At 37.9% G+C, this 13,818-nt stretch carries 8 protein-coding genes; all 8 read right to left on the reverse strand.

Going from position 1 to position 13,818, the window contains the following annotated elements:
* Positions 1–160 precede the first annotated feature (160 nt).
* Positions 161–1,333 carry a FecR family protein gene (locus ACRD64_RS23410; protein WP_430936705.1) on the reverse strand — a complete coding sequence of 391 codons (1,173 nt, stop codon included), beginning with the start codon at positions 1,331–1,333 and terminating at the stop codon, positions 161–163.
* A gap of 1,067 nt (positions 1,334–2,400) precedes the next feature.
* Positions 2,401–2,952 carry an RNA polymerase sigma-70 factor gene (locus ACRD64_RS23415; RefSeq protein WP_430936707.1) on the reverse strand — a complete coding sequence of 184 codons (552 nt, stop codon included), beginning with the start codon at positions 2,950–2,952 and terminating at the stop codon, positions 2,401–2,403.
* Between the two features lie 492 nt (positions 2,953–3,444).
* The gene (locus tag ACRD64_RS23420; protein ID WP_430936709.1) at positions 3,445–4,647 is read right to left on the reverse strand and encodes a thioredoxin fold domain-containing protein; all 1,203 of its coding nucleotides are present in this window, start codon (positions 4,645–4,647) and stop codon (positions 3,445–3,447) included.
* 73 nt (positions 4,648–4,720) lie between these two features.
* Positions 4,721–5,875, reverse strand: coding sequence for a redoxin domain-containing protein (locus ACRD64_RS23425; protein ID WP_430936711.1), 1,155 nt, complete (start codon positions 5,873–5,875; stop codon positions 4,721–4,723).
* A 108-nt stretch (positions 5,876–5,983) separates the two neighbouring features.
* The gene (locus ACRD64_RS23430; protein WP_430936713.1) at positions 5,984–7,435 is read right to left on the reverse strand and encodes a RagB/SusD family nutrient uptake outer membrane protein; all 1,452 of its coding nucleotides are present in this window, start codon (positions 7,433–7,435) and stop codon (positions 5,984–5,986) included.
* Positions 7,436–7,447: 12 nt separating this feature from the next.
* Complete coding sequence (locus tag ACRD64_RS23435) at positions 7,448–11,014, reverse strand: SusC/RagA family TonB-linked outer membrane protein (RefSeq protein WP_430936715.1); 3,567 nt, start codon at positions 11,012–11,014, stop codon at positions 7,448–7,450.
* 294 nt (positions 11,015–11,308) lie between these two features.
* The gene (locus ACRD64_RS23440) at positions 11,309–12,481 is read right to left on the reverse strand and encodes a FecR family protein (protein WP_430936717.1); all 1,173 of its coding nucleotides are present in this window, start codon (positions 12,479–12,481) and stop codon (positions 11,309–11,311) included.
* A gap of 169 nt (positions 12,482–12,650) precedes the next feature.
* Positions 12,651–13,190 carry an RNA polymerase sigma-70 factor gene (locus tag ACRD64_RS23445; RefSeq protein ID WP_430936719.1) on the reverse strand — a complete coding sequence of 180 codons (540 nt, stop codon included), beginning with the start codon at positions 13,188–13,190 and terminating at the stop codon, positions 12,651–12,653.
* Between the last annotated feature and the right edge of the window lie 628 nt (positions 13,191–13,818).

Raw genomic sequence — 13,818 nt, forward strand, 5'->3', positions numbered from 1 at the left:
AAGGGAGGTACGGCCAATACCTCTCTTCTTTAAATTAATCTTTCTTACTTCCAATGTCTGCGCTAAAAATCGCCTCAAAATTCTCATTTACTACAGTAAACTCCGATTTTTCGTTAATTTTTGCCTTGAAATTGATTGTAATCAAAGTTTAATTTCTATTCTATTGTTCCTTTACCAGAATGGTATTATTGTTTATCTCAAATTTTACACGTTTTGTATGTTCTAATAATGTTAATATCGATTCTATTTCCGATGTTCGTTTTATACTTCCAGTAAAAGGGTATTCCTTAATGCCTTGGTTATAGAAGAAAATATCGAAATCGTACCAGCGTGACATACGTTGAAACATATGCTCGAGTGATTCATTTTTAAATATAAACAAGCCGTCTTTCCAGGCCGTATAATGCTTAGTATCTACTTCTGCTACCCTAATTTTACTTTCAGAAACAACCGCTTGTTCTCCCGGCTTAAGCATCACCTGCTGCTGTGCTCCATCAAGCACCTTCACAATTACCTTCCCATCTACCAGCGTAGTCGCTACGTCGTGCTCGTCCTCGTAGGCTTTTATATTAAATTCTGTTCCCAACACTTCCAAATCCACTTTTTCAGTATTGATAATAAACGGTCTGTCAGGATTATGGTGTACATCGAAATATGCCTCACCGGTTAATTCAACTTCTCTGGTATCGCCATTAAACCATGCAGGAAACTTAAGCGTAGATTGTGCGTTTAGCCAAACCTTGGTTCCATCGGCCAAAACCAGTTGATGCTCACCTCCCCTAGGCACTACAATAGTATGTACGGGGGCCATCCTTTGGGCTTCGGTTGGTTTAGTCTGATAACTCAAAGCTTCCCCATTGTGCTCGATGGCAGTTCCCTCTTCATCAATAATCCCAGGCTGTAATTCGGGCAGCACATAACGATTACCGCCTTCAACAATTAACTCGGCTTTAGTACTTCCGGGGGTAATGGTTGCCACGGTTTGTTGTTGTGGTTTATTATTTTGCACCTGTTGAAACACAAACCAGCTAACACCCAAAATCACAATAACCGAAGCAGCACTACTCATCCAAGTCAGGAAAAGTTTCTTGTTCCTTTTCGAATCTTTTCTTTTCTGGTGTTCTGCCCATTTTTGGTTTACATCAACCTGTTGGTGTTCACGAACCCTTTGATCGATATTGTCCTGTTTGCGGAATTCCCGAAACCACTTATTAAGCTTGGCATCTTGTTCAAGCAAACCTTCCACCTCTGCTTTTTCCTCCGATGACAATTCATCTTTGAGGTACAAAAAGAGTTTGTTACTTAAATTAATATCTTCATTTACCTGTCTCACAGCTTTAATTTTTGATGCTTTTAACTATAAGAGTTTAAAACGTAGGGGTGGGGTGAACGCTAATATGATATTTTTGCGAATTAAGTACAGATTAAAGCAATTTAGAACTTTATTTTTAACTGTCCTTCATTAATCCACCAACAATTGTACGAAGTGGGCAACCATATTCATCCTCCCCCATTTTAAAGGGGGTATACTTTCCATAAGTAGTGCATTTAAGAAAACTCTCTGTTTTTTGAATATTTCTTCATTATTAGCCCTAACCCCTAAAGGGCAATGGGCTCTCTTCGGGGGTTCTGGTTCCCCCTTTTGAGCCTGTCCCGAACTCGTATTCGGGAGAGTTAGAGGGTATTTAAAGAAATAATGTTGCATTTTCTTATAGCCACTAAGTAACAGAATGGCACGTTCTGTTAGTGATCCTCGAAAAGAATATCCATTGTCAGGTGGTCGGTTAAGATATTATTGTATGTATTCTTCTAAACACCTAAGGTTGTTACTATGACCAGTACCAATGCTTCATCAGGCTTAACTTCTTGCTCAAAAAAAATTTCTTTGCCTGAAGTGATTTCAATTAAATATATTTTTCCAACTCTCTTTCTCCCGTATACAGCTATAAGTTGAGACTCCTCCTTTTCTAAGGCACCTTTGAATGATTTTTGTTCATTCTCTCTTCCAACTAGACTTAATCATCTACTTGACAATACATTACCCGCACATACACTAAATACAAACAAACTGAAATAGCTTATTTGGCGGCATTTCCCCCTTGGAGAAGGGGGCATGTTGTCATCTTGTTTCAGGTAATAAAACTATTAGGGGGATTGATTTACATATTTGGCAATCCTCCTGAGAAAATATTTAAATGGAACAAGCTTAGTTATCGCCCCCTTTGTTAAGGGGAAAATTATCCATAACTTAAGATAACTCACCCGTTTTAATAAACATAACACAATGCCTATAAAGCAATTACTTAACTTAGAATCAAGTTTTAAAAGCTTATAAATATGGTTTAAAGAACAAATTAAGGAATGTGGATTTGATTTATAGAGAGTGGAGGGGGATTGAAACTATATCTGAAACAAAAGCAGAAAGCCCAGTGTATTCTTCAACTGCGCTTTTAAAAACTGACGGGCCTTAAGTTTGTGGGTTTTAATGGTATTGACAGAAACGTCCAATTTATCGGCAATCTCCTGTTGCGAATATCCTTCCATGTGAAGCTCGAATACCTTACGCCGTTGTTCGGGCATTTCGGAAAGTAGTTTTTTAATGTGGCGCACCACTTCTTCCTCAATTAACAATATCCGATCTTCAACTTTACCCTCATTTTTTTGTTGCAACCTTGCATTCCCTATCGTTCTTCTTTGTTCGGCCCTTAAGTAATTCATGCAACGGTGTCGAATAGAAGTATAAAGAAAGCCCGCATAGGTCTGAATTTCCAGTTCCTCACGTTTGTCCCATAGATTCATAAAAACTTCCTGGGTAAGATCGTCGGCAGCTACCTCATTTCCAACAAGTTTATTGGCATAATGATACATAGACGGATAGAATTCATCAAATAGATGACGAAACCCATCTTCTGTTTTTATATTATAATGATTATTCTCCAAGCTTGATGACATGACACCCCCATAAATGCAACGTCAAATATAAATAAAAATGTATTTATTGATGCTCTGTTCGCATTTTTTAAGTATTGCTGGAAATATTTTGAAAAATATAATTTGTAAATAAACCAAAATTGCCTTTAGAATTTATCATTATGGCAATGGGATTAGTCCTACCGATAGCTACGCATTTTTCAGGTTAGAACAAGCATATCCAGGCCTCTTGCTCTAACGCTTTTTGAAAGACTTCTTCATTATATCATTTGCAGCTTGTTAAAAATAAGGTGATTTAGCTATGGGGTGTCGGAAAACAAAGAATTAGTTTTAACATTCTTTCAATTTGAAAGTTTGCTCCACTTTAGCACCCCTACCGCCCCTAAAGGTTACTTAAGCCTCCCCCTTTAGGGGAGGTTTGGAGGGGTAAAACAGAAAGTTCGCTTTTAACATCATAAGTCTCAAACTTATAAATTATCATAGAGGACACCCTCCTAATCAAAATTTAACCGTTTACATCGCCTCAACCGACTTAATAAAACTTTCAGATCTTTGATCGATATCTTTTCCTTGTTCTATCATGGCTTCTTTATATAAGCCTGCATTTTTAAGTGCCTGCTCCTTATTGCCTTGGTTTTTGTAAATCATAGCCAGACAAAAATATTCGGTTAAAGGTTTTTCATTTTTCGAGATACCTTTATTAAGCCATTCTATAGCTTTTTCGTAAGCTCCTTCTTCCCATTTAAAACATGGGTCGGTTGCCACCTGATATGCGGTACGAATTACGGTTTGTACATATTGCTCATTGTTTGTTTCAAGCGCTTTTAAAGCTGTTTCTTTTCCCTGAAACCACTTATCAAACTCCTTGTTGTTTAAATAAAAAACATCATACATCTGGTCGACAGTAGCATGGTATTGCGGATTGGGATATTCTGCCTTAAAAGCTTTTACTACCTCATCCAGTTTTGTTATATCATCTCCCTCGGCAGCGGATCTTAAACCGTTATAATAACTCATCATTATAAAGTTATTGACTTGTTCCTCGTTGGATAGATGAACAAATTTTTTTTTGTTAGTTTTCACATATTCAAATTTGTCGCTTCCCAATTCTCCTCCTACGGAACAGTATGCTTTAAAATTATCTGTATCTAATAGATCTTCTTTGGTCAGCGAATTAATGTATTCCGAACCTACTGCTTTGAGTTCTTCTTGCAGGTAGTTCTTTCGCAGCAGACCAATGTATTTGGTTACAATTGCTTTACTTCTGTCGCCTCCATCGTATTTGGTTTTTATATAATCCATACGTTCTGTTGGATCGGCGGCGAGTTTGGCATCTGCAATAATATCCGCCGGGCTTCCTCCGCCAACTCTTTTGTACAAAACATTACCCGCGGCATCTAAGTACAATAATGTTGGGAAACCTTTTACACCATAACGTTTCAACAAATCAGGGCCTTCCCCTTTTTCCATATCCATTTTAACGTTGATGTAATTGGCATTAAAGTAATCCCCCACTTCTTTCTGCGGGAAAACATTATTTGCCAAGGCTTTACACGGACCACACCAGGTAGTGTAACAGTCCATAAATACCATCTTGTTTTCCCTTTTAGCCTTTGCCAATGCATCGGCAAAAGTTCCATGTTCAAATTCGATGCCTTGTGCAAACAGGTTGGCAGATAAGATTAGTGCTGTAACAACAGTTAATGTTTTTTTCATTGTTTATTATTTTATTTTGTTTTTTTACTCATCGGGTGAGTATTACCAGTCACCCGATAAGAAATAATACAAATTAGTTCAACAACTCCTCCAATTTATTATCCAAATCCTCACCTCTTAAGTTTAATGCAATTATTTTCCCTTTGTTATCTACCAAAAAGTTAGCAGGAACGCCCTGAACGCCGTACATTTTCACTACCGGACTTGCATGTGCTTTTAAATCGCCCACATTAATCCATGGAATCTCTTCCTTATCGGAAGCTTTTTTCCATGATTTTTGGATATGATCCAGCGTGAACGAAACTATCTCAAAATCTTTATCCTTAAAATGTTCATAGGCTTTTTTCATATGAGGAATCTCCGCACGGCATGGTCCACACCACGACGCCCAAAATTCTACTAATACATATTTGTTCTCTTTTAAAACCTGTGATAGATTAAACTTCTCACCTTTTAAGTTTTGTGCTGTAAAATCCTTGACCGTGTTTCCAACTCCAACAGTAGCTTGTGCTTCTCTGGCTTTTTTAGCATTTTCAATACCCCTTCTCATCGAAGCAATTTCTAATATCGAACCTAATTCTGCTTCCAACTTATCCAATGCTTCTATTTTGTCCTCTAATTTAATAAAGCGCAGTTTCGGAAGGGTTAAAAGGCGAACATAAGCATCATCTGTGTTATCGTAAACACCTTGGTATTCAGCACTTACCACTTGGGAATGCCTGGTATATATTTCCCGAAACTGTTTTTGCTTAGATTCATCTTTCTGTTGTTCTTTAGGCAGGGCATAAAATTCTTCTGAAAATGCTTTAAGCTCATCCTCAGATGCTTTTATTTCAGGACGGTTTGGCACATCGTTTAAAATTATATCGTTGTATTTGCCACCTGTAATGGTTGATTTTTTATCTTCTGGTTTAAGGTCGAGCAAGATGTTTCCTGCTTCAATAATAAACTCCTGTTTCCAGCCTTTGTATTCTCCGTTTTTGTCGTACATGGCAAGAAAAGCCGATTGCGGATGAGTTACTTCTCCCTGCATTATAAATTTGCCATCGGTTATAAAAGCTCTCGCAATAATTTTTATTCGAGTATCAGTTGTGTCTAACACACTAACCTGAATTTCACTGTCGTTAAATTTTTCCCAACCTGTGCCAGTTATTTTATATTGGTTTTTTGGGGTGCAGGAAGTTAGCAAGGCTACAACAGACAGCACTAATAATAATAAATTCTTCATTTTATATATTTTGCTGATTGAATTTGGGAGTACGACTTAATGCCATACTTTAATTATAGTTTTAGTAATACTCGGGGTGCGACTTAAAGTCGCACCCCAAATAATATTTTAATAAGTATTCTGCTCAATTTTACCATCTGTAAGATCTACTACCTCATTGGGTAATGGTCGGGCATATTTTCGGCTATTGGGCTCAAGTGTATAGGATTGAGGAGATGCCATATTTACATTTCCATCCTGAAGTGCATAAAAATTTCTTGTTATTGTAATTGGATCGAGCAAACCTTCGGCATTAATACGCTTAATATCCGAATAGCGACAAGAGGTAAATGGAAACTCTCTTCTTCTTTCATCCACTACTAATTGAACAGCCTCTTTTACTGAGCCTGGGATTGCCAGTTCTACATAATCAGCAGCTGCAAAGCGGTTAATACGAACTGCTTCCACATTTAGCATGCACGTTGCAAAATCAGAGTTACGTGCGGCACATTCTGCCAAAATCAGATACATCTCAGCAACATCAGGGCCTGTCATAATTGCACTGCTAAATTTTGTGTAAGAGTAGTTATTTTCTGTTAATCCGAAATATACACCAAGATACCACTGTGTATAAAATTTAAGTCTTAAATCAAGAGCATCATACATTGCCAATAGATCATTGCTCGGATAAAAGTTATAATCTTCTACAACATACATTTTGTACTGACTTTCCCAACCTGAGTAAAACGCTTTACCAAAAGTTGTCATGTTTGCTGTTGAAGGATTATCGTACAATCCAAACTTTTTTGAGATAGGTACTTCTGTTTCCATATCAATCATACGGTTCCATTCGCTGAGAGCCATCTCGGCATACTTTTTTGCATTGGTAAAATCGTGAACGTATAGATAAAAGCGTGCAGCCAAAGCAGCAGCAGAACCTTTGCTCTCTCTCCAACTATCTGTTCTGTCTTTTTCAATTTTTAAACCTTCAATAATACTGGTTTCAATATTATCTATCGTTTCCTGCAAAGTTGAACGGGCTGGCAATTCCTCAAACTCTGTTGTTGCTTTTAAAGGAAGCCCCAATTCTGCCGAATTTGCACTTGAAGGGTATAAGCAGTGCTTCATCGCAAGGCTCAAAAACTTATAGGCTCTTATTAAATGAGCCTCTGCTTTCAGGTTGGCTTTTTCATCCTCGTCTCCTTCTAAATTATCCACATTATTAATTATATAGTTTGCCAACCAAATATGTGTATACGATTTGGTCCAGGATGCGTCACTAACTGCTGTGATTTCATTTTGCCAGGTGTACGATTGAACTTGTTCGTATGGAATCCAGGTTGAAAACACTGAATATACATTGTCGTAAAACTTTATGTCGTCGCCAATTTTTGTAAAGTCCACATCCGAAATTACATGACCACTATTAAAAAGGTCGAGCGTATTATTTAAAAGCAGGTTAATATCATGCGTAGTTTCAATTTCCTGTTCATTGGTCTTGCTAGGTTTTACATCCAAATAGTCGTCGCACGAACTAAACAAGACCACTGATATTAATAATATGGTTAATATATTCTTCATCTCTTATTGTCTTTAAAAGTTAACATTTACACCAAATGTGTATGTTCTTTCCGGTTTAAAAAAGCTTAACCCTTTAGGGTATTCCGGATCAATATCCAAGTCATTGGCAGTCCATAACAATCCAACGTTACTTACATGAGTATATAACCTAATGTTTGAAACGCCCAGTTTGGAGATAATTGAATTAGGAAGGTTATAAGAAAGCATTACTTCTTTTAAGCGGATATAATCAGCCTTTTCAACTCTAGACTCTAATAATTGTGACGTTGAATAATAGGTGCTAATTCCAGAGATAGCTTCTGTAGGAACAGGGAACATTCCAATTTCATCCGCCTGACCATCCATTAAATATTCAAGATCTTCATGAAAGTTCATGGCATCCGTTCTGGTCGTGTAATTAAAGCTGTTGTTGTACATGTAATGTCCAAACTTACCTGTTAAAGTAGCCAGTAAACTAAATCCTTTAAATTTAAACTCGTTGGTAAGTGATGTTACATAAGGGGCTATTTTTGTTCCTCTGTACCACACTACATCCGGACCATAAACCCCGGTTGATGAAATATTAACGTTAGCGGGATATTCCACATCATTTTTTCCCATGATTAGAGGAATGCCAAACTCATTAACATCTCCTGTTAGTTTATACGACCATACAGGTTGGTATGCATAATCTTCAACATAAGGTGTAGAATACCTTAAATTACTTAACTGCAAATCGGCTACATTAACTTTACTCACCATACTCTTGTTATAAGCAAAGTTTACTACCGGTGTCCACTTTAATTCTTTGGTAATATTAACCTTTGCATTCAGGTTTATCTCAATTCCCTTGTTTTCCATTTCAGCGACGTTAAATGCCTGGGCACTTGTTCCGGCAATAGAAGGCAGAGAAACCTGAGCAACTAAGTCCTCACTCTTTTTATTATAATACTCAATACTCCCAAATAATTTATTCCCGAATACGGCATAATCCATTGCAATATTTAATTGCTTAACCTTCTCCCAACCTAAAGTAGGGTTTCCAAGGTCGTTGATGGATGCATGATCAACACCTGCTCCAAGCGAGCCTAATCCGTAAGAACCATCTAAGTAACTGATTAAAGGAACCTGGGCAGTTCCTAACGGAATGTTACCGTTAACTCCGTAAGTAGTGCGCAAAATAGCCCTGTTTAACCAACCAAACTGTTTGGCAAACTCTTCTTTACCTATTTGCCAGCTACCACCAACAGACCAAAATGGAGCATATCTGTACTTGGAGTCTTTAACCGTAATATTGGAGGCATCGGTGCGAACACTGCCACTAAGCGTATACTTATCTTTATAGGTATATGCCATGTTTGAATATAAAGAAAAGAACTTTTGAGTGTTATAGGTCAGGGTGCCTCCTCTTGCCAGACTTCCTGTACTTGCATAAAATGCTCTTTCCAGATTTGTATAAGCCGAAGGAACATCCGTTGTATATTTTTCGTGGTTATAACCGTATAACCAATCATTGTTCGATTCTGCTTCGTTCCAGTTTAATTCGGTACCTGCAATAAAATTAATACCATGATCACCAAAATCTTTATTTACCGAAAACTGGTTTCTGATTAAATAAGCTCTGGTTTGGATATTCTCGATATATGCCATCTCTCCTTTGGGCACTTGATATTCGCTAATAGTTTGGTGGGTTCCTTCTTCAAAAGCGGTAAAATCAGTAACCATATAACTATTTACTTTATTACGTACAAAATAAGAGTCTTCTTTATATCTCTTTTTAACATCAATATCGCCATGAGCGTATTGCATGCCTGCACTATACTTAATACCGTCAGCAATTTTAATATTTAACCCTGCATTCAACCGAGTGTTGAAAGCCTTGGTTCTAAAATCTTGCGAACGCATGTTTTGCAAGGGATTATAGGTCATATCGTCATAAGCCCAACCATCGCTAATTTCGTGCAGTTGCCCAACGATCTCGTTATTTAATACACTATACGGACTATTGAGACTACTGTTGATATCGTTGTAGTTCCCATTTTCATCTAACAGCAATTCATAAGAAGATAAGTTTTTAATTTCTGTTAAACCAACCCCACCACTATAGGTGTTTTTTAATTGAGACATTACCGAGAAATCAAAATCTATCCATTCGGCTAATTCCATTGAATTACGGAAATTTATTAACAGGTTATCGTCCCTGTCTTCTTTCATTACCTGCTTATTATCGTTGTACATCATCGAAAGAGAATACCTGTTCTTTTCTCCCTGGCCACGTAATGTAAGGTTGTAATTTTGAGATACTGGTTTACGAAGCATATGTTCCTTAACCTGACCTTGATAAGATTGCCCTCTTAATTTTTGAAATTCAGGAGAGCTCATGTTATAAACAATATCTTCAATATTTCCACCATTATCTACAAACTCTCTTAACTGTTGTTGAAACAACCCACTCCCTTTGGTCATACTGTTATTGATACTCGAAATATCGAACGAAGGAGTTGCGTAACCCAACTGCCACATCAACATTTCGTATTCCAGCTGTGTTTCTGAATCTGCAATAGGGTTGGCGTAATCCAAATCAACGTCTTCCCTAATTTTAGTGTAAGCCTCAAAGCTAACTTGTATGCCTTTTTCTTTCTTACCTTTTTTTGTTGTAATCACGATAACTCCATTGGCAGCACGAGCACCCCAAATAGATGCTGCAGCTGCATCTTTTAGCACAGTAATTTGATCAATGTCATTTCTGTTAATCGTCTCAAACCCTTCAGCAATAGCATATCCATCCACAACAATCAGAGGATCTGATTCTCCAGTAAGGGATGTCTGGCCACGAATGGTAAATTTAGTGTTTCCATCTTCGTCAATCGTAGTTTGAATACCTGCCACCAATGACTCAAGGTTGCCACCGATTGTTTCATTGGGACTGTTGGCAATATTATCGCTATTCAATACCGAAAACGAACCCGTTGCTCTCTCTTTCGACAATATTTGATAACCCGTAACCACCACCTCGCTTAAATCGGTCATATCACCTGTTAACATGATGTTGATTTCGGTACGGCTCGCTACTTCAAACTCCTTGGTTACAAACCCGATAAACGATGCTACCAAAATCATCCCTTCTTTTTCTTCTATTTCAATGGCGTACTCTCCATTTTTATCAGTGATTACTCCTTTCGTTTCGCCTTTGATATACACATTTACGAAAGGGAGCGGCTGCCCTTTTTCGTCGGTAACTTTACCGCTGATGGTTATTTTTTCGGGCTCCTGCTGCTCAACAACCGGCTGAGGTCTATGCTTTGCGGGCATAAGCAATATTACACGGTCATGGATTTTATAGGTAATATTGGTGCCTTGCAGACAGTTATCTAATATTTCGTTTACTGTAGCACCTTCCATTTCCACGCTCACCTTGTCCAGGTTACTGATCAGGTCGTAATCGAACACGAAGTCGAACTCGCTGCTTTTTTTAATTTCCTTGATAACCTCATCAATGCTAACATCCATCAGGTTCATCGAGAATTTTGTTTCCTGCGAATAGACTCCTGCCGATACCTGCATCATCGCAACAAATAAAAAAACGAACATTGCTTTCATAATCAGCCAAGTTTTTTTTGTCTTACCTCTTACAAGATAAGATTTCAGAGAATAAGTTTTTTTCATAATTTTACATTATCAATTAGACTTAGGTATCTTGCCGGATACCTGTATTTATTTGAGTGGGGAATTGTGGCGATTCCCCATTTTGTTTTTGATGAACACAGAGACACAAAGACACTGAGTTTTATTTTGTTTTGAACAATCCCATCCCTATACCTGCGGCTTATTACTGCTTCGGAAATTCTGCGGGACAGGCTCTATTCTTAAGGATAAGGGAAGAACCATAGATTATTACTTCTTCTCTTTTACAAGAATGGTTCTGTCGTTAATTTCGAAATCGACTGATGATACTTGCTCAAATAAATCGAGTAAAGAGTTGACGTCATCATATCGACGAACATCAGCAGAAAAACGTATGTGTTTAACTGATACGTTCTGATAAAATACATCAACATCGTACCAACGGCTTAATTTCCTCAGCACACTCTCCAGGTCTTCCTTCTCGAAAATAAAACGTCCGTCAACCCAGGCGGTATACAAATGCGTATCTACTTCTTTTACATCCACCTCCATGGATGATTTGTTAAAGCTGGCTTGCTGACCAGGCTTGATAGGCACCGATTTGTTGTTGCTTAAATTAACCTGCACCGAACCTTCAACCAAAGTGGTTTCCATATTGGCTTCGTCATCATAAGTCATCATATTAAACGAGGTCCCCAACACTTCTACCTCCATCCCTTTATTGGTGGCGACTATAAAAGGCATTTTGGCATTATGAGCAACCTGAAAATAAGCCTCACCTTGTAATATTACTTTTCTTTGATTACCCGAAAATTGAACAGGGTAACTTAATTGCGAAACAGAGTTTAACCATACCTGCGTTCCATCGGGCAAAGTCAGCTTATATTCTCCACCTACCGGAACTTTTAAGGTATTCATGGCAGCCAATGCAACAGGTTCATTTTGCGAATGGTAATCAACAGCCCCTTTGTTGGTTTTGATAATGGCTCCGTGTTCGTTGATTACTTTTTCCCCATCAGATAGTCCTACTACCGAACCATCAGCCAAAACCAATTCAGCCTGCGGTTTTCCGGGTGTAATTGCCTGGGCAATTTCGGCACTTTCATTTACCGGTGTTTGAATAATATAAAATAAGGTAGTTGCTCCAGCTAACAGTAAAATAATAGCAGCTGCAATACGCATAATTTTATACATCCTAATCCTTCGGAACTGCTTGTCCAGACGTTTTTCGTTTTGATTCCAGGCTACTTCATTATCTAACTTTTCTAACTCATTCCTATAGCTTCCCGAAAGAATCCCAGCTTTTATTTCCTGGTAAAGCGCTTCGTTTTTACCAACCTTTCGCCAGGAGTTCAAATATTCCAACTCTTCGTTCGAAATAGTGCCCAACAACTGGTTATTGATGGTTTTTGCGATTTTGATATGGTCATTAAATGGGTCCATGCTTTAACATTTAGTATTACTAAGACACATGGAGTGAAAAAAAGGGTAGTAAATTTATAGAAAAAATTTCAGGCAGTGGTCATTGCTTATTCTTCAATAGTAGCGAAGGTTTAAAAAAGGAATATTCTTATTAGCTACCTGAATATGATGTGGGTTTCTTTTTAAACCTTTAACTCAACAACATTAACAAATAAAAATTCTCTCCCAGGATTTCTTTTAATTTCTGAAGTGCAGTTTTTTTGTGGTACTTAATGGTATCGATAGACAAATCCATTTGCTCGGCAATTTCATCGCGCTTGTAGCCTTCTAAGGTCATTAAAACAACCTTTTTAGCATTGTCGTTAAGTTGTTCGATAGCTTGATAAAAAAGGCGTAAGGATTCCTGTTTAATGATTTCGTTGGAAAAATCGGCATCATATTCATCCCGCTCAAAATTCTCGGCATACTTGTTCACCGTATCGGCATGACGGAGGTAATTCAGGCATTTGTTTCTGAGTGTTGTGTACAGATACGATTTTATGGCAGACTCCGACCTTAATTGATTTCTGCTCTCCCAGAGTGCTACAAAGGTTTCTTGCACCAAATCTTCCCGGTCATCTTTATCATTCACATATTTAATGGCGAACAATGTCAATGCCTTATAAAAAAGATTGAAAACCCTTTTATAAGATCCCCTATCCGTTATTTTAAAGTTTTCCTCTGTGGACATTTTGTAACATATACCTATAATTTGCTGCTAAAATAGAGTTTTTCCTCGTAAACCTCTTTCCGGTGTGGTATTTCCTGGCGACATGTTCTGCACCAAGATGCCCACAAATCGACAACCAAAAGGTTCCCCAAGTTAAAATGTAAGGGGTCAACTTACCCCGGAATATCCAATTTGCGATTGGATTTTAGCCGCTAATCAACTCACCTTGAAGAAAAGTAGTTCCTGAGAAACGACACCTTCCACCGTAACAGACATAAACGCACCGAAACGTGGAGTGAGACTTCAACAGGCTCAGCCTCCCCGGATGGACGTTGGAGAAAATTCTCTTATAAAGAAATACCGGCAAGAGACAAAACCAACCTGGATATCTACTGGCTAAAAGATAAAAGTCTTACCGACTTGGATAATCTGCCAGACCCAGATATTTTGGCAAGTGAAATTATTGAGAATCTGGAATCAGCCCTGAATAGATTTAAGAAAAAAATGCAAACAATAAGCGGCAAGTAAGTTTAAACCCGGATTATGTATTGGAGGTTCGTCATGAGCACTGCAAGTGCAATAAAACAAGGCTTTACTGAAACGAGGCATAACTTGTCCCGATTACTTTCAACGATTTTATTTAGCAAGA

The sequence above is a fragment of the Saccharicrinis sp. 156 genome (genome assembly GCF_050589685.1).
In the GTDB taxonomy this organism is placed as follows: Bacteria; Bacteroidota; Bacteroidia; order Bacteroidales; family Marinilabiliaceae; genus Saccharicrinis.

Excerpts from the sequence above, each read along its gene's own strand:
- ACRD64_RS23420 (WP_430936709.1), bottom strand. The coding sequence starts at position 4,647 with ATGAAAAAAACATTAACTGTTGTTACAGCACTAATCTTATCTGCCAAC.
- ACRD64_RS23435 (WP_430936715.1), bottom strand. The coding sequence starts at position 11,014 with ATGAAAGCAATGTTCGTTTTTTTATTTGTTGCGATGATGCAGGTATCG.
- ACRD64_RS23425 (WP_430936711.1), bottom strand. The coding sequence starts at position 5,875 with ATGAAGAATTTATTATTATTAGTGCTGTCTGTTGTAGCCTTGCTAACT.
- ACRD64_RS23430 (WP_430936713.1), bottom strand. The coding sequence starts at position 7,435 with ATGAAGAATATATTAACCATATTATTAATATCAGTGGTCTTGTTTAGT.
- ACRD64_RS23440 (WP_430936717.1), bottom strand. The coding sequence starts at position 12,481 with ATGGACCCATTTAATGACCATATCAAAATCGCAAAAACCATCAATAAC.
- ACRD64_RS23445 (WP_430936719.1), bottom strand. The coding sequence starts at position 13,190 with ATGTCCACAGAGGAAAACTTTAAAATAACGGATAGGGGATCTTATAAA.
- ACRD64_RS23415 (WP_430936707.1), bottom strand. The coding sequence starts at position 2,952 with ATGTCATCAAGCTTGGAGAATAATCATTATAATATAAAAACAGAAGAT.